The organism is Actinomycetota bacterium (genome assembly GCA_035697485.1).
Lineage (GTDB): Bacteria > Actinomycetota > UBA4738 > UBA4738 > HRBIN12 > JAOUEA01.
In genome coordinates this window covers 1-21,233 of sequence record DASSCU010000017.1, presented here as the reverse complement: position 1 = coordinate 21,233, position 21,233 = coordinate 1, and the positions used below count along the sequence as shown (strand labels likewise).

Here is a 21,233-nt window from a genome sequence, read left to right as displayed (position 1 = left end):
CGCGGCACCGTCCGAACGGTCCCCTCAGCGCGGTGGGAAGGCGTGTCGGCGGAGCTTCCCGCCGGTCGTCCTCGGCAGCTCGTGCATCAGCACCAGTTCTCGCGGGACCTTGTGTCGGGCGATCGTCTCGCTCGCGTGATCCCGGAGCTCGTCCAGCGACGGAGGGTCGTCGATCGTGCGAGGGACGACGAAGGCGACCACCTGCTGACCCCACTCCGGGTGCGGACGCCCGGCCACACCGACCTCGGCGACCTTCGGGTGGCTCGCGAGGGCGCGTTCGACCTCGGCCGGCCAGACCGTCTCCGCGCCCGTGCGGATCGCTTCGTCGAGCCTGCCCGCGACGTGCAGGCGGCCGTCGGCGTCGATCGCACCGGCGTCGCCGGTCCGCAACCACCCTCGCACGTCGAACGCCGCGCCGGTGGCCGCGGCGTCGTGCCGATAGCCCCGCATCAGGGTCGGCCCCCGGACCTCGATCCGCCCGCCGTCCCCGATCCGGACCTCGGTGCCTGCGAACGGCACACCGTCGTAAACCACGCCGCCACTCGTCTCGGTGAGCCCGTAGGTCTCCACGATGCGCGCGCCGAGCGCCTCGGTGCGGTCGCGGAGTTCGGGGTCGAGCCCCCCTCCGCCGACCAGGATCGCGCCGAACCGTCCCAGGTCTGCGCCGGTCCGAACGAGCCTCGCCAACATCGCGGGAACCAGCGAGACCGAGGCGCCCGGAGGCGCCGCTCCCGCGAGCCGTTCAGCATCGAACCGCTCGTGCACCGTGACCGGCACCCCTGCGACCTCGCTTCGCAACAGCACGAGCAGTCCGCCGACGTGGGCAGGGGTGAGGCAGCTCACGAGCGGCCCGGAGACGTCGTACCCGGCCGCCTCGAGCGCAGCGCGGGAGCCACCGAGCCCCGCGATCACCGCATCGCGTGAGAGCTCGACGAGGCGGGGCTCACCCCCCGTGCCCGAGGTCGCCATCACGCACGCGGTCTCTTCGTCGACCGCGCTGGCCCCTGCGAAGACGGTGAGGCTCCCGCCGCTGCCCATCACCGCCGCGGGCCGGGCGAGGTCGAGCAGCCGTCGGCGCTCGGGCTCGGCCAGCCGCTCGTCCAGCGGCAGGAAGCAGACGCGCTCGGACCAGAGACGATGGAGCAGCGGCACCCACGCCGGGCCGGCCGGTACGTCGACCGCGAGCAGCTCACCGGGCGCCACACCGAACTCGCTCCTCATGCTCGCGGAGCCTACCGGTGCGTCAGTGCTTGATGACGAAGTCGACCCCGGCGACCTGTCGGTACACGTCGGTGAGTAGGTAGTAGGCGGTGTAACGCCCCGGGGGCAAGAGCACATCGAACGTCACCGAGCCCTCCACCGCCGCTCCCGTATAGCGATACTCGAGGTAGTAGTCGACGAGAGGATCGCCGCCCCGAGCGTAGAGACCGATCCAATCGAACCGGTTCCCCGGCGCCTGTGTGAACCCGATCTCGATCGGCTCGCCGATCCCGTGGCGCCATCGCGTGTCGAGGATCGGAGGTGCGTCTGGTTCGCGGACCCAGAACGGCGCACGTGCGAGTTCCACGCCGGCGCCGTCGATCAGCACCACGTCGTAGGGGCCGGCGGCGAGCGTGCCGGTGGCGAAGGTCGACGTGCCGTCGTTGGCCGCGCCGGGTGGAGTGCCTTGCGAGTCGATCACATCGACGATCGGATCGCCGGCGCGCGGCACGATGCGGATGCGCTCGCCGTCGCCGCCAGGCGCGTGGTAGGTCACGTCGACCGCCTCACCGACCTCGACCAGCTGCGGAGCCGGCGACACCATCACCGGCGGCGTCCCCGGCGTGACGTCGAACGTCGAGACCACCGCGCGATGATCCGACCCCCACGGGCGCACGGAGATGCCCACGCCCGGGCCATGGCGTTCACCCACGAGGTCGCTCCTGACCGCGGTGGCCGGGCCGGCAGACCAGATCTGGTCGATGCGGTCGTGCGGGGCGTCGCGACGGGGGTTCCAGCTCGAGTCCGACCGAGGACGCCCGGCGGGCCAGGTGAGGCCCTGGTCCGTGGCGGGATCCGGGTGCACCACCCTCCACGCGTCGACGAAGCCATTCCTCGCGAGGAACCGCGTGACCGGCCATGCCACCGGGAAGCGGATCTGCGGCCGGAGGTCGACGGTCGCCTCGATCCAGTCCTCGTGCGATGGCGAGTTCAGGTCGCCGACGACGAACGTCGGGATGCCTGCCTCGGGCAGCCCATCCATGGCGTTCACGAACGGCCGCACCGCGGGAAGACGACCGCTGCGCTCCTCACGCAGGACCGCGATGCGGCTCCATCCGTCCAACAAGCGGCGGGGCCCGTAGTCGCTCGAGGGCAGGTGCACGTTGGCGACGGCCACGACGTGGCCTGGTGCGAGTTGCACGAACGCGTAGCGGCCATCCGAGCCCGGCGCATCGACGATCGGGTACCGCGACACAAGGTCGAGACGGCGGCTCACGAAGTCATAGCCGGTGAGACGCCCCAACCGCGCGGTCTTGCCGTAGACCTCGTTGAAGGCCACCACGTCCGCATCGGCGCGTCTCACGGCGGTAAGGATCGACTCGAGGGAGACCACGGTGCCGCCGTACTCGATGTTGAAGGTCAGGATCCTGAGCGAGGTGGGCGCGACGACCCCCGCCGGTTCGTCGCCACCATGACCGACAGCGGGCACGGACGCGATCGCGATCGCGACGAGCGCGACGCAGATCGAGCTGAGCCTCACTCCACGTCCGATCACGGGGCGCAACGTAGCATCGGCGCCGGTTCGTCGGATAGCCTCGCGGTTGGGCTAGCCTTGCTCAACGATACGAGCCACGACTCTCGGAGTGAACGGTCATATGGACGACAACGCCTCCCGGCCCTCCGGCCGTGAGCGGACGATCGGGCCCGCCGCCGACTGGTCACCGTCGGGCGAGTGGAGCGATATCCGCTACGACAGCGCCGAAGGCATCGCGAAGATCACGATCGACCGTCCCGAGATGCGCAATGCCTTCCGCCCGAAGACCACCGCCGAGCTGATCCGCGCGTTCGACCTCGCTCGGGACGACCCCTCGATCGGGGCCGTGATCCTCACGGGCCAGGGATCGGCGGCCTTCTGTGCCGGAGGCGACCAGAAGATCCGGGGAGACGACGGCTACATCGACGAGCAAGGCATCGGCAGGCTCAACGTGCTCGACCTGCAGATCCAGATCCGGCGGCTGCCCAAGCCCGTGGTCGCGATGGTGGCGGGCTACGCGATCGGCGGCGGTCACGTGCTGCACCTCTGCTGCGACCTCACGATCGCCGGCGATAACGCGCGGTTCGGCCAGACCGGCCCGAAGGTCGGCTCGTTCGACGGTGGCTACGGCATCAACTTGCTCGCGCGTCAGATCGGCGAGAAGCGCGCGAAGGAGGTCTGGTTCCTCTGCCGCCAGTACGACGCCGAGACCGCCCTCGCGTGGGGGCTCGTGAACGAGGTCGTGCCGGTCGAGGAGCTCGAGCGGACGACCGTCGAGTGGTGCCGGGAGATGCTGGCGTTCTCGCCGCTCGCCCTGCGCCTGCTGAAGGCGGGTTCCAACGCCGGCACCGACGGGCTCGCCGGCGTGCAGCAACTCGCAGGCGACGCGACCCTCCTGTACTACATGAGCGAGGAGGCGCAGGAAGGCCGCGATGCGTTCCAGCAGAAGCGAGCACCGGACTTCTCCCGGTTCCCCAAGCGCCCGTGACGACCACGCAACACCCGGGCGGACTCGCTGTTTGGTGGCACGGCGCCCGCCCCCGCACGCTGGGCGCCGGCCTCGTCCCCGTGGTGCTCGGTACCGCCGCGGCCGGCGAGCTGATCTGGTGGCGGTTCGTGGCCGCGCTGCTGGTCGGCGCCGGGTTGCAGATCGGCGTGAACTACGCGAACGACTACTTCGACGGGGTGAGCGGCGTCGACACGCACGAGCGGCTCGGCCCACCGCGGCTCACCGCGAGCGGCGCCGCAGCGCCGAGTGCCGTGCTCGTCGCCGCGCTCGTGGCGCTGGGCGTCGCGGCCGTGGCGGGCTTGGCGCTCGCGCTCGCGACCGAGCCTCTGCTGATCCTCTTCGTGGGCGCGCTCGCGCTGATCGCGGCCGTGCTCTACAGCGGCGGTCCTCGGCCCTACGCTGGGCTGGGCCTCGGCGAGCTGATGGTCTTCCTGTTCTTCGGGCTGATGGCCACGTGCGGGAGCGCGTTCGTGATGGTCGAGACTGTGCCGTCCGAGGCGTGGTGGGGCGGAGCGGCCCTCGGGTTCCTCGCGGTCGCGATCCTCGTCGCGAACAACCTGCGCGACATCCCCACCGACGAGGCGAGCGGCAAGCGTACGCTCGCCGTCCGTATCGGCGATCCGGCGACGAGACGACTGTATCGGGCGACCGTAGTTGCGGCCTTCGCGACGATCGCCCTCGGGGTGATCGTCGGGATCGCTCTCGACGGCGCGGGCCTTCCGCAGTGGGCGCTCGTGGGCCTCATCGCGTGGGTGCTCGCGATCCGTCCGATGGAGGTGGTCGGATCCGCGGCGGGGCGCGACCTGATCCCGGTGCTCACGGGTACGGCGACCACGCACGCTGCGTGCGGCCTGCTCACCGCCATCGGCCTCGTGCTGGGGACGATCGACCAGTCGACGACCGACGCCGTGCCGGCAGCCGCCGCGCTCTGGGTAGGGATGTAGATGGACGTCGCCGACCTCAACCTCGCATGCGCCTGGGCCTTGGTCGACGGGCTCGTGGGCGGCGGTGTGCGGCACGCGTGCATCTCCCCCGGCTCCCGCTCGACGCCGCTCGCCCTCGCGCTCGCTCGTCACCCCACGGTCGATGTGCACGTGCACCTCGACGAGCGCTCGAGCGCGTTCTTCGCGGCGGGGCTGGCGCGCGCAACCGGCACCCCGGTGGCGGTCGCATGCACGAGCGGCACCGCGGCCGCGGAGTTCCTTCCAGCCGTGGTCGAGGCGTCCCAGTCACGGCTCCCCTTGATCCTCTTGACGGCCGACCGCCCGCCCCGGTTGCGCGGTACCGGCGCGAACCAGACGATCGATCAGGTCGGCCTCTACGCCGGGAACGTCCGCGATGATCTCGACCTGCCCGTTCCCGAGGCGGCCGGGCAGGAAGCGTGGTGGCGCCAGGCCGCCCGAGAGGCTCTCGAGGCCGCCTCCGGCGACCCGGTCGGACCCGTGCACGTGAACTGCCCGTTCGAGGAACCGCTGAGTCCATCGCTCGACGTCGCGCTCCCCGATCCGACCGGCGAGGCGCTCGAACTGCCGAGCCGACCGGCCGCCGACCTCACGGTCGAGGAAGCCGACCGCCTGGCCGGACTCGTCTCGGGGGCGCGAGGCGCGGTCGTGATCGGAGGATGGCCAGGCGCCGCCTCGGCCAGCGCGAGCTTCTGGCACGAGGTGCTCGGCTGGCCGGTGCTCGCAGAGCCGACCTCGGGTGCGCGCCTACCGAAGCACGCCCTCACGGCGGGTCAGTCCCTGATCGGTGATATGGGCTGGGCCCGGACCCACGGCCCCGAGATCGTGATCCAGCTCGGGGCGATGCCCACGACGCGCGCGACCCAGGCGTTCGTGGCTTCAGCCGATCGCCTGATCGTCGCGGACCGCTGGCACCTCGACCCCGACGCCGAGCGACTCGCGACATGGCGCCTCGCGGTCGATCCCGATGCGCTCACCACAGCGCTCCACGACCGCCCCGTGGAGCAGCTCGGCGTCGGCATCGCCATCACCGGGGGCCACTCGGCCGAGGAGCTCGACGACCTATGGGCCCGTCGGCTCATGCCACCGCCGAACGGATGGAGCGAGGCATGGCGCGTGGCCGACAAGAAGGCCCGCGAGGCACTCGACGGATACCTCGACGGCCTCGACGAACCGTTCGAGCCGCGCATCGCGCGAGACGTGGCGGCCTGGGTCCCCACCGGGGGCACGCTCTTCGTCGGCAACTCGAACCCGATCCGCGACCTCGACCTCGCGATGTCGCCCCGATCGGGGCTGCGTGTGCTCGCGAATCGCGGGGCGAGCGGCATCGACGGACTCGTATCGACGGCGCTCGGTGTCGCGGCCGGGAGCCAGGGTCCGACGGTCGCGCTCCTGGGCGACCTCACGTTCCTGTACGACCTCGGCGCGCTCTCGTGGAACGCTCGTCGCGGCCAGGACATCACGTTCGTGGTCGTGAGCAACGGCGGCGGCGAGATCTTCTCGATGCTCCCGCAGCGAGACCTGCCCGAGCACCGGGATCTGTTCGTGACGCCCCACGAGGCCGACGTCGGGGGGCTGACAACGGCGGCCGGAGCCGCCCACCGGCTGGTCGAACGCGCCACGGATCTCGAGCCATCGCTCGAATCCGCAAGTCGGGACGGCGGGTTGCAGATCATCGAGGCCGTCGTCGACCCCGAACGCTCCGTCGTGTGGCGCTCCGAGCTGCGCGAGGCGATCGCGTCGGCGCTGCGCTGACCCGCGACATCGGTCGCGCCCAGAGCGGTTCACGCCCTACGATGCGCGGGTCCCGCTTCCACCGGCCCACCCATTCGGAGGCCCCCGTGTCGCACCGTACGTCTCGAACGATCGACGTCATCCTCGTGCTCTGGCTCCTGCTGTGGTGCGCGATCGGCTACACCCTCGGTCGGACGGTGAACGAGCTGAGCGGGCTCAGCGACGGCGTGATCGGCGCCGGGGAGGGCGTCTCCGACGCGGCCGGAGCGCTCGGCGACTTCGCGGACGTGCCCCTGATCGGCGGCGGCATCGACGCGATCGCCGACCGTATCGACGCGATCGGGCAGGGCACGGTGCAGAAAGGCGAGGCGAGCAAGGACGCGATCTTCAACATCTCGCTCCTGATCGGGCTCGTCATCGCGCTGGGCCCGACGGTCCCTCTCCTCGCCGTGTGGCTCGTGATCCGTGCCCCGCTCGCACGCGAGCGTCGGCGTATCGGCAAGGCGCTGGACGTCGGCGACCCCGGGCTCGATGGATACCTCGCGCTGCGCGCCGCGACCCGGTTCCCGTACTCACGGATCGCGGGGATCACGACCGATCCCTGGGGCGATCTGCAGGCGGGCCGGCACTCGGCGCTCGCGTCGATGGAGCTCACACGGCTCGGCCTCACGCGCCGGGCGGCGCGGGCGAGCCTGCCGCCGGGATGAGTCGTGGCGTCGTGCACGCGGACTTCCATACCGAGGTCAGCCCCAGCGCAGCGAGTCGAGGAACGCGCGGAACTTGCGATCGGTCTCCTCGAGCTCGCTCGCCGGATCCGACCCCCCCACGATGCCGGCGCCGGCGTAGAGCGTGGCTCGCGCGCCGTCGAGTTCGGCGCAGCGGAGCGCGATCGCCCAGTCGCCGTCACCTCGAACGTCCACCCACCCCACCGGCCCCGCGTAGGCCCCGCGGTCGAAGCCTTCCGACCGATCGATGCATGACCGGGCAGCCGTCTCGGGCGTGCCGCATACGGCAGGGGTCGGATGCAGTTCGGCGACGAGGTCGAGCGCGGTCACCGACCGGTCACGGAGCGTCCCTTCGAACCGCGTCGCCAGGTGCCACACGTTGGCGGTGGGCTCGAGCACGGGCTCGGCGTCGAAGGTGAGGTCGTCGCAGAAGCCTCCGAGCACGTCGGCGACCGCGGCGACGACGATCGCGTGCTCCTCCCGGTCCTTCGCCGACGCCGCGAGCGCCTCGGCGTTCGCGAGGTCCTCGTCGGGGTCGCCTGAGCGGGGAGCCGTTCCCGCCAACGGCATCGAGCGCACACGATCTCCTCGACGAGAGACCAGCAGCTCCGGGCTCGCGCCGACCAGGGGACGGAGGCGGATCGACGATCCTTCGCGCGACTGAGCAGGGACGTCCGTGTTGGTGCCAGCGACGGAAGACGGAGGTCCTTGCCGTGTCGGCGCGGCGAAGGTGTAGCAGTGAGGCTCGACCGCGCGGAGACGATGCAGCAACCGCCGGGCATCGAGCGCCCGGCCGGCGTCGACGCACAGGGTTCGCGCGAGCACCACCTTCTCGAGTGCGCCCGCATCGATCAGATCCACGGCGGAACGCACGGCCTCGGCGTAGACCGGACCCGGCGGCTCCTCGCTCAGCTGCACGGGCCGGAACGCCTCGTGCGGAAGCTCGCCGATCACCCGCTCCGGCCGGAACGCGGGTGCCTGGTCGCCATCGCCCGCGAGGTCGAGCAGCCACGTTTCCCCGTCGTCCGTGCGGATCACCGTGCGCCGGGGTATCCACAAGGACGCTGGAGTTGCCGCGAACGGCAGCGCTCCGACCGCGAGGGGCGTGACACCGTGGACGTCGCCGACCTCCCGCAAGGCCACCGCGACCGCTCGAGCCAACGCCGATACGTCCGATGCGGGGCCGATCTCGAGCGCGCCGTCGAGCGAGGCGGTCGCGACACCGAGGCCCTTCCGCTCGAAGTAGAAGCCGTCCGGCGACGCGTATGCCGCCAGCAGGTCGAACGCGGCGCCCAGCGGCTTCGCGTACACCGACCCGCTCACGACCGGGTGCCCACGAAGAGCTGCGTGAGCCCGCCCGAGAGCTGTCGCCGCTGCACATCCGGGAAGCCGGCCTCACGCAGCATCGAGAGCATCTCCGCCGCCGGCGGCAGGTAGGCCATCGACTTCGGCAGGTACGAGTAGGCGGTCTTGTTCGAGAGCGTGCCGCCGATCATCGGCACGACCCGGTTGAAGTAGAGGCCGTGGCCCGCACGCACGACGCGATTGTCTGGCTCGCTCGCGTCGAGCAGCACGATGCGTCCGCCCGGTCGCACGATGCGTCCGAGCTCCCGGAAGAACCCCCCGAGCGATACCACGTTGCGCAGGGCGAACCCGCAGGTGACGGCGTCCACCCCCCGATCGGCGATCGGCAGCTGCAGGACGTCGGCCTCCACGAGCGGTGCGTCGGTGCGAGCGTTCACGAGCATGCCGTGGGAGAAGTCGAACCCGACCGCCCGGTACCCGCGGCGTTCCAGCTCACGACAGAGGTCGCCGGTGCCGCATGCGAGGTCCGCCACGAACGACCGGCCGGGAAGCCGCAGCGCCGCGACGGCCGTGCGCCGCCACCCGACGTCCATGCCGAACGTCATCACCCTGTTCACGAGGTCGTACCGTGGCGAGATCGAGTCGAACAGCCGTCGGACTGCGCGGCGCTTCTCCTCCCCCTGCGGCAGCGGCGCGGTCACGGACGCCCCTCGATCGTGGCCGGCTCCTCGATCTGGGCCTCCGCGGTCTCGAGCAGGACGCGGCGGAAGTGGTGCGACACGAGCGTCGTCACCGCCGGCAGCAGCTCGCGGAAGGCTTCGACCATCTGCTCGGCCGCCCGCTCGTCGTCGCCGGCCGTGTCGCGGATCGGCTTGCGGACGTGCTCATCGAACAGGGCCACGGCACGAACGGCCAGACCTCGCATCGCCGCGTCGGCGTCGCGGGCGAGCCCCAGCAGGTCGGGCAGCGGCAAGCCGAACTCGAGCAGACGCAGCGCCGTGCGTACGACCTCGATGTCGGCCGTGGTGTATCGGTCCTCACCGTCGACTCGGCGGCCGAGCCGGATGCCCTCGCGCTCGACCGCCTGGACCAAGGACGCGGGCACGCCGCTCGCCGCAGAGAACTCCTCGAGGGTGAGCGAACCGTCCGCCTCGGTGTCGGCGTTCACGGTGGGATCGCCCGCCTCCCCGAGGGCCGACGACACGGCCGCCGCGAGGTCTGCGTCGGCGGGACCCAGCTCGCCGGAGACCACCCGTCGGATCGCGGCGAGCGTGAGCCCCTTGCGTTGCAGCGAGCGGATCTGGGCGATGCGCTCCACGTGCTCGGGGCCGTACCAAGCCACCCGCCCTTCCCGCTCGGGGGCGGCGAGCAGCCCGCGCGATTGGTAGTAGCGGACGGTGTCGACCGACACCTCGCAGGTCGCGGCCAGCTGTTCCACGCGATACCTCACGACCGGACACTCTACGAGTCGGCACTCCGACGGTCATCCGTCGTGGTCGGGCTACGATGCGGCGCGATGAGCCACGCGCGCGCGACGGTCAGCCTCGGCCTGGTCCTCGCGTGCGTGGTGGGCACGATGGCGCTCGGCGCCGTGACCAAGGCTCCATGCGCCTCGGGCGATTGGGGCGACCTGCGCCAGTATCGACGGCTCTGCTACACCGACGTCGTGCCGCTCCTCGACACCGAGCAGTTGCGGGGCTCACGCCTGCCCTTCCTCGATGCGTGCGAGCCGGTCGAGGGTCGCAACTGCGACGAGTACCCCGTGCTCACGATGTACGTGATGCGGCTTGCGTCGTGGATCTCCGGCGACGACTACGCCCCCTTCTACTGGGTCAATGCCCTTCTGCTGACCGGCTTGGCCGTGGCGATCGCCGTGATGCTGTACGTCGCGAACGGATCGCGCGCGCTCTACTTCGCGCTCGCACCCACCCTGTTCGTGTACGGAACGGTGAACTGGGACCTCGTCGCCGTGGCGCTCGGGACCGCCGGGCTGCTCACCTTCTTCCGGAGGCGTGATCGCGCGGCCGGTGTCGCCCTCGGACTCGGCGCCGCCACGAAGCTCTACCCCGCCATGCTCGTGGTGCCACTCATCGTGCAGCGGATCCGCGAACGGCGCCCCGACGGCGCGATCGTACTCGCATGGACGACCGCGGGGGCCTGGCTCCTCGTCAACCTTCCGTTCGCGGCGATCGCACCCACGGCATGGCTGACCTTCTTCCGGTTCAACGGCGAGCGGGCAGCGGACTTCGACAGCCTCTGGTACATCGCCTGCCGCCATCTGGAGCTATGTCCGTCCACGCGGGCGATCAACGTCGGATCGTTCGCGATCTTCCTGGCGTCGGCCGCAGCCGTGTGGGCGATCAAGGCCCGTCGCCACCCCGACTTTCCTCGCTGGACCCTCGGTCTGCCGGTGCTCGTGGCGTTCCTGTTGTCGAACAAGGTGTACTCGCCGCAATACGGTCTCTGGCTGCTCCCCTGGTTCGCCCTGGTGCTCCCGCGGCTGTGGCTCTTCCTGGCGTTCTCGCTCACCGACGTCGCGGTGTTCGTGACGCGCTTCACGTGGTTCGGTCGGCTCCAGGGCGCGCCCGGCTCGTCCCAGGCGCTGTTCGAGGTGATGGTGATGCTGCGGGCGGTGGTGCTGGTGTGGTGCGTCCTGGCGTGGATCCTCCGCGAGCACGAGCCGATCGAACTCGAGCGCCGCCGGCGAGCCGGCCCTCCGGCCCTCGAGGTCGAGGCGGTGTCGGCGTGAGCGAGGGCGAGGCGGTGTCGGCGTGAGCGAGCCCGCGTCGGAGAGGTCGGAGGAGTCTGCCGCTCTGACGGCGGGACCCCACGACGGAGCACCCGTGAGGCTGCGCGACGGGCTGAGGTATTCGCTCTTCGTGTTCCTGGGTGTGCGCATCGGCTTCTCGGTGCTCGGACTCGTGGCCGTCGGCCTGATCGTGCCGCGGCAGGGTCCGCCGGCCGTCGCGGGCTGGCCCATCGCGCCGGTGAGCTACGGGTGGGAGGCCCTCGTCACCGCGGCCGAACGACAGGATGCCGCGTGGTTCCTCGCGATCGCGTCGCGCGGCTATGACGTCGCCGACGGCAGCGCGGCGTTCTTCCCCGTCTACCCCCTCGCGATCCGGTTGATCGCGTGGCTGCCGGGTATCGGCCCGCTCGGCGCCGCCCTGCTCGTGTCGAACGCCTGCTTCGCCGGCGCCCTCGTGATGCTGCACGGGCTCACGCGACTCGAAGGCATGTCGCACGAGGCGGCGCGGCTCACGGTGCTGCTCGTCGCGATCTTCCCGTCGGCCTTCTTCTTCCTGGCGCCCTATACGGAAGGCCCGTTCCTGCTGGCGTCGATCTCGTCGTTCTGGTTCGCGCGACGCGATCGATGGTGGCTCGCGGCGCTCGCGGGGGCGCTCGCGGCGGGCACCCGCAGCGTCGGGGTGCTCCTCGTGGTCGCGCTCGGCGTGGAAGCCGTGCTGCAGCATCGACGCCTCGGACGCCCGATCGCGCCCCGCCTCGTGGCGACGCTCGCCGTCGGTCTCGGCCCCCTGCTCTACCTGGCTTGGTGGCGCGCGCAGCACGGCGACGCGACCGTGCCGTGGACGGCACAGCGGAACTGGCTGCGCGAGGCGCGATGGCCGTGGACGACCCTCGCCGAAGGCGTCGGCGATGCCTGGCGCCTGGGTGGCTACTGGCTCGTCGACGCACTCGTGGTCGGCGTGATCGTGTTGGCCGTGATCGCCGGGCTCCGGTGGCTCCGTCCCACGTACTCGGTCTACGCGGTCGCGAGCCTCACACTCCCCCTCGTGTACGCCTGGCCGACGCGTCCGCTGCTGTCGATGCCACGGTTCGTCGCCGTGATCTTCCCGGCGTTCTGGGTGCTGGCGCGCGCGGTGGAGCGCGGCCGCGTCCCGCACGCCGCGATCGTCGCGGCGTTCGCCGGCGGATACGCGATCCTGGGCGCGCTGTTCGTGACGTGGTGGGACGTGTTCTGATCCATCGACCTCCCCCGATGACGCGGTTCGCATCGATGCACCGCTCGAACGATTAGGATGGTCCGAACTCGGGGGGCCCTCAGGAGGGAACGTGACGATCAAGGTTGCGATCGCGGACGACCACTCGCTGGTGCGCCAGGGCCTGCGTCGGTACCTCGATATGGCCGACGGCATCGAGGTGGTCGGCGAGGCCGCAGACGGCAAGGAGCTGCTCGACCTGATCGGCACCGAGACCCCGGACATCGCGCTGATCGACATCCGCATGCCGGAGATGGACGGCCTCGAGGCCGCCCGTGAGATCCGCGACCGCTGGCCCGATGTCGGCGTGATCATGCTGACCGCATACGACGACCGTCAATTCGTCGTGGAAGCCGTGCGCTCGGGCGCCCGAGGCTACGTGCTGAAGGCCCGAGACGCAGAGCATCTGATCCAGACTGTCCGGCTGGTCGCCGGCGGCAACATGGTGATCGATCCGCAGCTGGTGGTCGCCCTCGCCGAGGAGCTCTCTACCGCCAAGGAACGAGACCGCAAGGCCGAGACCCTGACCGCCCGCGAGATCGAGGTCCTGCAGCTCCTGGCGTTCGGACACACGAACCGAGACATCGCCGAGCGGCTCTACATCTCGCCCGACACGGTCAAGACCCACCTCGAGCACATCTTCGAGAAGCTCGGAGCCTCCGACCGCACGGCCGCGGTCGCCGAGGCCTTGCGCCGCCGTCTCATCGAGTAGGCGACGAGACTCCCGGCCGCCGCCCGTCCCCTCGACGGGCTAGTCCGTCCGGTCGCCAACGACCCCCGGTCGGGTGATGGAGTCGGGTGTCCCCACCAGGCATCATTGACTTCACATGAGCGACGTCGCCGCACGCCCGCGTGCACGCACAGCCACGGGCCTGTTCCTCGGCGCCGCCGCGGTGGCCGCCGTCGTGACCTACATGGCGTTCCCCAGCGGCTCCAGGGAGCAAGGCCTTGCCGCCCAGGTCATGGTGGCCGGTTCCTGCCTGCTGTCCGGCGGCCTCATCCTTCGGGCGGTCGGGAAGGGCGAGGCGTGGCGTGGCACGGTTCACCTCGCCTACGCCCTGTTCATGCTCGGGGCGGTCAACGCGGTGTTCCTCGTCGTCGAGGTGAACGCCGGCGGCACGTACGAGCCACGTGCCACCGACCTGGCGTTCGCGCTGTTCCTCGTGCCGCTGGTGCAGTTGGCGCGTGCGGAGTTCCACGACCACTTCGACGACCGAGACGGCATCGAGATCGGCACCGACGTGTTCCTGATCACGGCATCGGTGACGGCGCTGATGTACGTGGTCGTCCGCCCCTACGAGGCATCGCCTCAGGCGTCGATCACGGCCGCGGTCTTCAGCGCGGTCGCCGCCTTCCAGGTCGCCGCCTTCGGCGCCCTCACGTTGTGGGCCCCCTCACGCCGGCATCTCGTGCTCTTCGGCATCTTCGCGGTCACGGCGGCCGCCACCGCGACGTTCGGGTGGCATTGGACCCGTGGCTCCTTCGACAGTCCGATCGCCACGATCGAGCTTCCGTTCATGCTCTGCCCGCTCGCATTCGCGGCATGGACCGTGTACACGGGCATCCCCGACCCGCAGACGGCGTCGACCCCGCCGCGGCGCTGGGCGCGACCGGTGCTCACGAGCCTCTCGGTGGTCACGGCCTGCGCGGCGCTCGCCGTGGTGGCGATCTTCGACGAGGAGCGCGGCATCGACGGCGCCCAGTCGATCGCGATCATCCTGCTGCTCGGCCTCGGTATCGCGGCTCGCATCCTGTCGAACCAGACCGCGAGTACGATCGCGCATCGCCAGACGCGAGAGGCGCTCGAGGAGCGGGAGCGCGCTCTCGCCGAGACCGACCAGGCGCTCGAACGCGTCCGTGAGGCGAACGAGACGCTCCGCCAGTCCGAGGAACACCTCCGACTGGTCTTCGAGACCGCCGAGGATGGGATCGTCGAGCTCGACGAGCGCGGCGTGGTGTTGCGGGCGAACGAGGCGTTCGCCGAGATGATCGCCCTCCCGCGCGAGTCGATCGAGGATCAGCCGTGGACGGCCGTGGCCTCGGTCGTCGTCGGGGCCGACGAGGCCTTCGCCGGCCTGCGGGCCGGCGGGCAGTCGCAGATCACGCGACCCGGCGGACAGGTCCTGCACCTCGAGTCGCGCACGTCCGCCGTGCCCACGACGCCGCCGCGGACGCTGCTGCTCGTTCGTGACGTGACCGCGGCTCGAGTCGCCGACCAGACGATCCGGTCGTTGTTCCAGTTCCTGCAGGACCGCGACGAGGACCGGAGCCGGCTGATGCGCCGGACGAACGCCGCGATCGAGGCCGAGCGCAACCGCATCGCCCGCGACCTGCATGACGGGCCGGTGCAAGGGGTGTCGGCCGCGTCGCTCTCCCTCGAAGCCGCGCTGCTGATGATCCGGGCCGGCGACGTCGAGCAGGGCGTCGAGGTGCTCACGAAGATCCGCGAGGAGCTCGCCGGCGAGGCCGATGCTCTGCGTGGCCTGATGTCCGGGCTCCGGCCACCTGTGCTCGAGGAACGCGGGCTCCTCCCGGCGCTGCGCGAGACGCTCGTGCGGTTCGGCGCGGACCAGGGGGTCGACACCGAGTTCGCCGGTCGCGTCGACGTGGCGCTGCCCGAGGATCTCGAGACGCTGGCCTACCGGGTGGTCCAGGAGGCGCTGTCCAACGCCGCGAAGCATGCGGGGGCGACACAGGTCATGGTCATGGTGCAGGCCAACGACTCGCAGCTCCGGGTCGAGGTTGAGGACGATGGACAGGGGTTCGACGCCGGGCTCGCGCGGGACTTCTTGCGGGAGGGACGGGTCGGTCTCGCCTCGATGCGGGAGCGCGTCGAGCTCGCGAGCGGATCGTTCGTGGTCCGGTCCTCACCCGGGCGCGGCACGTCGATCGTCGCCACGTTGCCGCTCGATGAGCTGCCGTCGCGCCGCGGCGCCACGCTGCACGAGGCGTCGTAACCTACCCGCCCGGCGGGGACTCGCTCGGGGGCGGGGTCTCGCTCGGGGGCGGGGTCTCGCTGGGTTCGGGCGTCTCGCTGGGTTCGGGCGTCTCGCTGGGTTCGGGAGACGGCGACGGTGGCTGTGTGGGCGACGCGATCGGTGTCGGCGCCCCCTGGGTGCCCGTCAGGGAGAAGTCCGTCGAGAACGGCGTCGGCTCCCAGCCCCACTCCTGCGCGCCGTAGGCCATCGCCTCGAGCATGTAGTCGTGCCAGATGGCGGCAGGGATCGTGCCCCCGTAGACGGTCGGGACACCGGCGATGTTGATCAGGGGTCGCTGTTCGTCCGGATACCCGACCCACACACACGTCGAGAGCTGCACCGTGTACCCGCAGAACCAGGCGTCGACGTTGTCCTGGGCACTCCCCGTCTTGCCGGCGGCGGGCCACGGGTAGATCGATGCTGCGGAGCCCGTGCCGCCCTGGACCACGCCTTGCAGCGCGGAGGTGACCGCCCGGGGGACATCGGGCGTATCGAACCTCGGCTTGGGGCGTGAGGCGACCTTGCGATCGGCGGGCTCCCCGTTCGGCCGGTCGACCGCCAGGAGCGGGTTGGCACGGTGGTAGACGCCGTCGGCCGCGAGGGTCGCGTAGGCGTTCGTCATCTCGAGCGGATTGATCTGCACGCTCCCCAGCGTGATCGAGCAGACCGGCGGCAGGTCGGACACGATGCCGAGCGTGTGCGCCATCTCGACCACGTCGGCCGGCCCGCCGGCGAGGGCCGCCACGAGTTGTGCGTACACGGTGTTCACGGAGTTCACGGTGGCTCCGTACAGGTCGACCGTGCCGGCGGAGCTGTCACCGGCGTTCGTCGGGGTCCACAGACCATCGGGCCCCGAGCACTGTGGGTCCGTGATCGTCATCGTCGATGGGCCCGACCAGTACTGTCCTCGCAGTGCGAACCCCTGATCGAGCGCGGCCGCCAGGGTGAACGGCTTGAAGGCCGACCCGGCCTGTCGCCCGCATCCCTCACACGGGAGGGTCGCCAGGTTCAGCTTCGACGCGTCCCAGTCACGCCCTCCGACCATCGCGAGCACCTCGCCCGTCTCGTTGTCGATCGACACGAGGGCGGCGTCGGGGTTGTAGTTGGTGTCGGGGAGGTTCGCCTCGACCGCGTCCTCCGCCATCCGCTGCATCTTCAAGTCCAGCGTGGTCGTGATCTGCAGACCACCACCGTACACGCGGGCGCTGCCGTACTCCTCGAACAGTCCTGATCGTGTCCATTCGACGAAGTACTCGGAGCCGGCGGGGCTCGAGATCCGGGCGTCCTCATCCTTCTGCGACCGCGGGATGCCGCAACAGGGGAGCGACTTCAGCCGGGCCGCCTCGCCCTGGGGGATGTAGCCGTACTTGGCCATCTGATCGAGCGTGTAGTCGCGACGGAACTCGTTGTCGAACTTGCTCTTGATCGGGTCGTAGAGGCTCGGCGCGTGCAGCACCGCGGCGAGCACGGCGGCCTCGTTCACGGTGAGCTCGGAGGCAGCGTGGCCGAAGTATGTCTGGGCCGCCGCCTCCGCGCCGTAAGCGCCGTGGCCGAAGTAGACCGTGTTCAGGTACTTGGCCAGGATCTGGTCCTTCGAGAGTTCTTGCTCGACCTTGATCGCGAGCAACGCCTCGCGGATCTTCTCCTTGATCGTGCGGGGGGGCACGATGTACTCCTGGGTGCCGTTGGGGTGCTCGATGTACTCCCCGGCGTACACGTTCTTCACGAGCTGCTGGGTGATCGTCGAAGCACCCACGACGGTGTCGCGCTTCACGAGATCGGTCCACGCGGCGCTGACGATGCCCCGCACGTCGATGCCCGGATGGTCGTAGAAGCCGGCGTCCTCGGTCGCGAGCACGGCGTGCTCGAGATTGTCGGAGATCTGCTTCAACCCGACGATCTTGCGGTCGACGGCGCCGTGCAGGGAAGTGAGCTGTTCACCGTTGCGGTCATAGAGGTAGCTCGTACGGATCGGCGGAAGGGTCTCGGGCAGCTCGATGCGCGCATACGCCATGTAGAGCGAGCCGCCGAGTGCGACGACGACCAGCAACGGCACGAGGACGAACGCCCACCAGAACCGGCGGAAGAAGCCCTTCTTCCGCGAGCTGGGGGCGTGCTTGGGAACGTGCTTCGCCCCTTCGGGCCTCGTGGGGGTTGTGGTCGACACGACCTCTGATTGTATCGACCGGGTGGGCTCCCTCGGAGGCCCCAGGTGTGACGGACCGATGGAGATACGGTTGCACCGCAGGGGCCGAGGGCTGCTACCCGGCGGCGGTTCGTCGGGCGGTGAACGCCTCGCGCAGGTGGTTCCACTGGCAGTTCGTGCACACCTCGACGACGTAGCAGCTCGCACCGGGGTGCGCGGCCGTCATGCGAAGGCCGGTGTCGATCGACCAGACGCGTCCGTTCTGGTCGCGGAGCCCGTCACCGTAGACGTAGGCGAGCAACACCAGCTTCACCTTGCCGCACACCGGACAGTCGTGCTTGGTGGGCTCACCGACGTGCTTCGCCGCGCGCATCAGCTCGGGGTGGGCGTCGCAGATGTCGGTGAGACCGAGCACCCCGAGCTGCGCGTCACGCAGCAATGCTCGCTTGGCGAGCGTGAAGTCGATCACGCCGAGCTCGGACCGCCTGTTGCGGCCCAGCGGCGTGCGTCTCGGCCGGTTCCCCTGCTGCTTCGGCATGGTCGCGCAAGCATACTCCCGGTCCACGTCACGGCGGACCGGCCGGAAGTCCAATCCCCGGTAGCCTTGCGACGTGGGCCCGAAGGGCGCCTGCGGGAGGCGGAGCGGAGGATGAGCGTGACGCAGGGAACGACGATCAGGGTGAACGGTCGGGCGATCGTGACGGATGGCGTCGCTGGTCGACGCACCCGGCGAGATCCCGTCCGGGGGTCTCGAGATGGACGTCTTCTCGACCGCCGGCGGCGCCGTCACGACCGGGCTCTGGGAACGCGATCCCGACACGTGGTCGTTCGAGCGCCCCTACGACGAGGTCGCGCTGATCCTCGAGGGCGACGCCGACATCGTCACCGACGACGGGCGCACCCTCACGATCGGGCCTGGGGATGTGCTGGTCACGCCGAATGGATCGGCCGGCACGGGGGTGATCCGCGAGCGCATCGTGAAGTTCTGGGTGATCTACGACGGATAACCCGTACGGCAGACCACGCAGGGCTAGCAGTCGTGCGTGATCTCTAGCCGCTTGCGGTCCTTGGGGAGACGCTCGATCAGGGCGGGGAGCAATGGCGCAGGGGTAGCGGGGGGCGATGACTGGATTGCCGTTTCGTACCCTTCGCCCTCAAGGGCGCAGACAGGTTGCGCTCAAGCCCCCGGCGCGGGCAGGTCGAGCTCGAACCACACGACGTTGAGCCCACTCTCGCGACCGGCCCCCCAACGAGAGGCGGTCTCCGCCACGATCGCGAGGCCCCATCCTCTCGCCTCGTCCACAGGATTGGGACGGATCCGCCCCGAGCCGCCGTCGGCGACCACGACCCGAAGGACACCGGAATCGACGGATACCTCGAGGATGAGCGAGCCGACCGTGGCTGCCGGGTGTTGAACGCCGTTCGTCACGAGCTCGCTCGTCAAGAGCAGGGCATCCTCGAGCTGCAGCTTCGGGACACCAGCGGCCGTCACGGCGACCGCAGCGCGAGCGAGGGCTGGCGCCGCGTCGTCGCGTGGCAGCTCCTTGTGCAACGAGGCACGTCGCCAACCAGGATCCCGCATGCCCTGAGAGGCCTCTTCAACCCTTGTCAGCACGTCGGTCAGCCGGGTGGACTCCGACTCGCTGATCCGCCCGGAGGATTCCTCACGCCGGATCATCGACCGCTCCTGTTGGAAGAAGGTCCCGGACTGGCTACGCCCCTCCTCGTCCCAGGTGACGCCATCCTGAGCCAGCCGGTTCGAGACGTCGGCTGCGGACGTGGCCTCGTCCTCGTCGATGAGCTGTTCGGCGAGCAGCATCGCGGCCACCGACACGCCGAGCCAGCGAGAGATCAAGCGCCACCGATCCGGCGCGGGTTTGGCCGCCTCCATCTCCCAGAGGCGGTAGGCCGTCCGGGCCACGTCGAGCTCTCTGGCAGCCTGGGCCTGGCTGAGACCCAGTTCTTCGCGGCGCGTTCGCAGCCGCTCCCCGAGTGAGATCACCTCAGCCATGCTCGTGGTCATTGTCCACCTGGACCTGGATGTGAGCCAACTCCGTCATGCCCACGATTTCCATGACCCGCCGGACCGTTCGCGAGGGGTTCGCGATCGTCAGCGGTCCATTGCCATTGAGCGAGTGTGCTGCGAATTCCAAGAGTGCATGGAGGCCGCTGCTGTCGATGAACGTGACGTCTGCGAGATCGACCGTGACCGGTCCTCCGCTCGTCCCAGCCGGCTCCAGCATTTCGGCCAACTCGGACGCATTGGCCAAGTCGATCTCGCCTTCGACGCGCACCACGGCACCGTCAACGGCCTCCTCGGTCGTTGCCTGAAGGTGACCCACCCTGTCTCCTGTCTGACGGCTGACACCTGACATTAGGCCTCTTGCGGCCCTACGTCAATAGGGCGCAGATCGCGAACCGATCAGCAAGAGAGCGTGAGCTTCTACCGCAGGCAATTCGGGAAGCGGATCCATCCTCGAGGACGGGACCGTGCAGGTCGTGTTCCTCGGAGACGCCGAGCCGAGGTCCGCCCCAGAGTATCCAGTCCCTCCGGCCAGGCGACCACGAGCGTCGATCGTTCCCGCAAGACGGTCGACGTCCCGTTGCGGGTAGCCGACACCACGCCGCGCTCGCCCGTTGACCCCGTGTCCGAGTGGCCCCACGATGATTGCCCACCAGCGGAATCGGAGAAACGGATGAAGAAACCTCGCTCGATGCACTCTCGTGCTTTCCTTGATCGCGACGCTCGGCGTCACGGTCGCCGTGCCCGCGGTGGCCGGGCAGCGGATCAGCTACAGAGGTCGCACCCCGCAGGAGAAGCGGATCCAGCTCGAGATCCTCAAGCGCGACAGCGGACGCCGGTTCCTCAGCCGCTCGACGTTCTACATAACTCTGACCTGCGAGGACGCTTCGACAGAGACGTTCGGATCGCGGGATTCGGGGACGGACAGCGCCTCGGCGATGACGGCTCGTTCGGGGTGCACGAGCTGTATCCCGGCATCTTCGGCTTGGCGATCGACATCGACGGGGTCGTCCGATGGGGATCGGCTGAGGGAACACTCGAACTCAGCGCGTCGGCGCTGACCGATGACGGAGGCGACGCGCAGTTCTGCACGACGGGCTCGTCGATTGGACGGCCGATCGCGTGGGGTCGCGGCCAGCCCGTCCGCCGTCCGCTCCGGATGGGGTCACGATGCTGAAGATCGACCGGGACGGCGAGCTGCGGGTGATCGAGCCGTAGTCCCTGATCCTCGGTGTGACGAAGCAGCGCGTGAGCCAGATCGTCGCCAAGCGTGAGGACTTCCCCGAGCCGGCTTCGGGCGCCCTGTACTCGGCGAGGTTCAGCCCCAGATGTCCGGCCATCTGCACCGGTCGCAGCCCCATCCGGTCACGATCTCTCCAGGGAGCAGACAACGGACAGAGTTGCATGGTGGGGGCTACTCGTGGGTAGTCTCGTCGGCGATGTCCTTTTCAGCCCGCACTCTCCTGGACGACCCGCAGACGTTCTCGCGTTGGCTTCGGGCCGAGTTGCTGGGGTATCTCCGCTGCCCCGAGGACGTTCGGGATGCAGTGCGTGAGCGCCTACGCCAGGATTCGACGTTCACGGACTGGTGCGACCTGCTCGACGAACTCGAGGCG

General features: G+C 70.0%; 18 protein-coding genes. 9 read left to right on the top strand and 9 right to left on the bottom strand.

Annotated elements, in window-relative coordinates; genetic code table 11:
• Positions 1 to 24: 24 nt before the first annotated feature.
• Both VFI59_04460 and VFI59_04455 read right to left on the bottom strand, forming a co-directional pair.
• A complete protein-coding gene (locus VFI59_04460) occupies positions 25 to 1,221 on the bottom strand; it encodes a fatty acid--CoA ligase family protein (protein ID HET6712946.1) in 1,197 nt (398 codons plus the stop codon).
• A gap of 22 nt (positions 1,222 to 1,243) precedes the next feature.
• Positions 1,244 to 2,755 carry an endonuclease/exonuclease/phosphatase family protein gene (locus VFI59_04455; GenBank protein ID HET6712945.1) on the bottom strand — a complete coding sequence of 504 codons (1,512 nt, stop codon included), beginning with the start codon at positions 2,753 to 2,755 and terminating at the stop codon, positions 1,244 to 1,246.
• 100 nt (positions 2,756 to 2,855) lie between these two features.
• On the opposite strand from VFI59_04455, the gene menB reads away from it, so the two are divergent.
• The 4 genes from menB to VFI59_04435 all read left to right on the top strand — a co-directional run bounded on the left by menB (position 2,856) and on the right by VFI59_04435 (position 7,146).
• Positions 2,856 to 3,722: a 1,4-dihydroxy-2-naphthoyl-CoA synthase gene (gene menB, locus VFI59_04450; protein ID HET6712944.1), complete on the top strand. Its 867-nt coding sequence runs from the start codon at positions 2,856 to 2,858 to the stop codon at positions 3,720 to 3,722.
• On the top strand, positions 3,719 to 4,687 hold the full coding sequence (locus VFI59_04445; protein HET6712943.1) for a 1,4-dihydroxy-2-naphthoate polyprenyltransferase: 969 nt from the start codon (positions 3,719 to 3,721) through the stop codon (positions 4,685 to 4,687). The genes menB and VFI59_04445 overlap by 4 nt, the downstream gene beginning before the upstream one ends.
• Entirely contained in the window at positions 4,688 to 6,460 is a 1,773-nt protein-coding gene (menD, locus tag VFI59_04440) for a 2-succinyl-5-enolpyruvyl-6-hydroxy-3-cyclohexene-1-carboxylic-acid synthase (GenBank protein HET6712942.1), read from the top strand.
• Positions 6,461 to 6,546: 86 nt separating this feature from the next.
• Positions 6,547 to 7,146 (top strand): hypothetical protein, encoded by a 600-nt coding sequence (locus VFI59_04435; protein HET6712941.1) that lies wholly within the window; start codon positions 6,547 to 6,549, stop codon positions 7,144 to 7,146.
• Between the two features lie 36 nt (positions 7,147 to 7,182).
• Here the strand turns inward: VFI59_04435 and VFI59_04430 are convergent, their stop codons facing one another.
• From VFI59_04430 to VFI59_04420, 3 genes are read right to left on the bottom strand one after another with little or no spacing between them, the layout of a single operon-like run.
• A complete protein-coding gene (locus VFI59_04430; GenBank protein ID HET6712940.1) occupies positions 7,183 to 8,487 on the bottom strand; it encodes an isochorismate synthase in 1,305 nt (434 codons plus the stop codon).
• Complete coding sequence (locus VFI59_04425; protein ID HET6712939.1) at positions 8,484 to 9,170, bottom strand: ubiquinone/menaquinone biosynthesis methyltransferase; 687 nt, start codon at positions 9,168 to 9,170, stop codon at positions 8,484 to 8,486. The genes VFI59_04430 and VFI59_04425 overlap by 4 nt, the downstream gene beginning before the upstream one ends.
• On the bottom strand, positions 9,167 to 9,919 hold the full coding sequence (locus VFI59_04420) for a MerR family transcriptional regulator (GenBank protein ID HET6712938.1): 753 nt from the start codon (positions 9,917 to 9,919) through the stop codon (positions 9,167 to 9,169). The genes VFI59_04425 and VFI59_04420 overlap by 4 nt, the downstream gene beginning before the upstream one ends.
• A gap of 66 nt (positions 9,920 to 9,985) precedes the next feature.
• Between VFI59_04420 and VFI59_04415 the strand changes: the two genes are divergently transcribed.
• The 4 genes from VFI59_04415 to VFI59_04400 all read left to right on the top strand — a co-directional run bounded on the left by VFI59_04415 (position 9,986) and on the right by VFI59_04400 (position 15,427).
• Positions 9,986 to 11,218, top strand: a complete 1,233-nt coding sequence (locus VFI59_04415) for a glycosyltransferase 87 family protein (protein ID HET6712937.1) — start codon at positions 9,986 to 9,988, stop codon at positions 11,216 to 11,218.
• Between the two features lie 94 nt (positions 11,219 to 11,312).
• Positions 11,313 to 12,452: a mannosyltransferase family protein gene (locus VFI59_04410; protein ID HET6712936.1), complete on the top strand. Its 1,140-nt coding sequence runs from the start codon at positions 11,313 to 11,315 to the stop codon at positions 12,450 to 12,452.
• Positions 12,453 to 12,543: 91 nt separating this feature from the next.
• Positions 12,544 to 13,182 (top strand): response regulator transcription factor, encoded by a 639-nt coding sequence (locus VFI59_04405; protein HET6712935.1) that lies wholly within the window; start codon positions 12,544 to 12,546, stop codon positions 13,180 to 13,182.
• A 115-nt stretch (positions 13,183 to 13,297) separates the two neighbouring features.
• Positions 13,298 to 15,427, top strand: a complete 2,130-nt coding sequence (locus VFI59_04400; protein ID HET6712934.1) for a PAS domain-containing sensor histidine kinase — start codon at positions 13,298 to 13,300, stop codon at positions 15,425 to 15,427.
• A 1-nt stretch (position 15,428) separates the two neighbouring features.
• Here VFI59_04400 and VFI59_04395 read toward each other — a convergent pair whose 3' ends face one another.
• Both VFI59_04395 and VFI59_04390 read right to left on the bottom strand, forming a co-directional pair.
• Positions 15,429 to 17,615: a transglycosylase domain-containing protein gene (locus VFI59_04395; GenBank protein ID HET6712933.1), complete on the bottom strand. Its 2,187-nt coding sequence runs from the start codon at positions 17,613 to 17,615 to the stop codon at positions 15,429 to 15,431.
• 94 nt (positions 17,616 to 17,709) lie between these two features.
• On the bottom strand, positions 17,710 to 18,132 hold the full coding sequence (locus tag VFI59_04390; GenBank protein ID HET6712932.1) for a DUF5318 family protein: 423 nt from the start codon (positions 18,130 to 18,132) through the stop codon (positions 17,710 to 17,712).
• Between the two features lie 166 nt (positions 18,133 to 18,298).
• Here VFI59_04390 and VFI59_04385 point away from each other — a divergent pair, with 166 nt between their 5' ends.
• Positions 18,299 to 18,601, top strand: coding sequence for a cupin domain-containing protein (locus tag VFI59_04385; GenBank protein HET6712931.1), 303 nt, complete (start codon positions 18,299 to 18,301; stop codon positions 18,599 to 18,601).
• A 170-nt stretch (positions 18,602 to 18,771) separates the two neighbouring features.
• Here VFI59_04385 and VFI59_04380 read toward each other — a convergent pair whose 3' ends face one another.
• Positions 18,772 to 19,605 carry a helix-turn-helix domain-containing protein gene (locus tag VFI59_04380; GenBank protein HET6712930.1) on the bottom strand — a complete coding sequence of 278 codons (834 nt, stop codon included), beginning with the start codon at positions 19,603 to 19,605 and terminating at the stop codon, positions 18,772 to 18,774.
• Positions 19,598 to 19,936 (bottom strand): STAS domain-containing protein, encoded by a 339-nt coding sequence (locus VFI59_04375; GenBank protein HET6712929.1) that lies wholly within the window; start codon positions 19,934 to 19,936, stop codon positions 19,598 to 19,600. The genes VFI59_04380 and VFI59_04375 overlap by 8 nt, the downstream gene beginning before the upstream one ends.
• Between the last annotated feature and the right edge of the window lie 1,297 nt (positions 19,937 to 21,233).

Excerpts from the sequence above, each read along its gene's own strand:
- menD (HET6712942.1), top strand. The coding sequence starts at position 4,688 with ATGGACGTCGCCGACCTCAACCTCGCATGCGCCTGGGCCTTGGTCGAC.
- VFI59_04415 (HET6712937.1), top strand. The coding sequence starts at position 9,986 with ATGAGCCACGCGCGCGCGACGGTCAGCCTCGGCCTGGTCCTCGCGTGC.
- menB (HET6712944.1), top strand. The coding sequence starts at position 2,856 with ATGGACGACAACGCCTCCCGGCCCTCCGGCCGTGAGCGGACGATCGGG.
- VFI59_04385 (HET6712931.1), top strand. The coding sequence starts at position 18,299 with ATGGCGTCGCTGGTCGACGCACCCGGCGAGATCCCGTCCGGGGGTCTC.
- VFI59_04400 (HET6712934.1), top strand. The coding sequence starts at position 13,298 with ATGAGCGACGTCGCCGCACGCCCGCGTGCACGCACAGCCACGGGCCTG.
- VFI59_04460 (HET6712946.1), bottom strand. The coding sequence starts at position 1,221 with ATGAGGAGCGAGTTCGGTGTGGCGCCCGGTGAGCTGCTCGCGGTCGAC.
- VFI59_04380 (HET6712930.1), bottom strand. The coding sequence starts at position 19,605 with ATGGCTGAGGTGATCTCACTCGGGGAGCGGCTGCGAACGCGCCGCGAA.
- VFI59_04390 (HET6712932.1), bottom strand. The coding sequence starts at position 18,132 with ATGCCGAAGCAGCAGGGGAACCGGCCGAGACGCACGCCGCTGGGCCGC.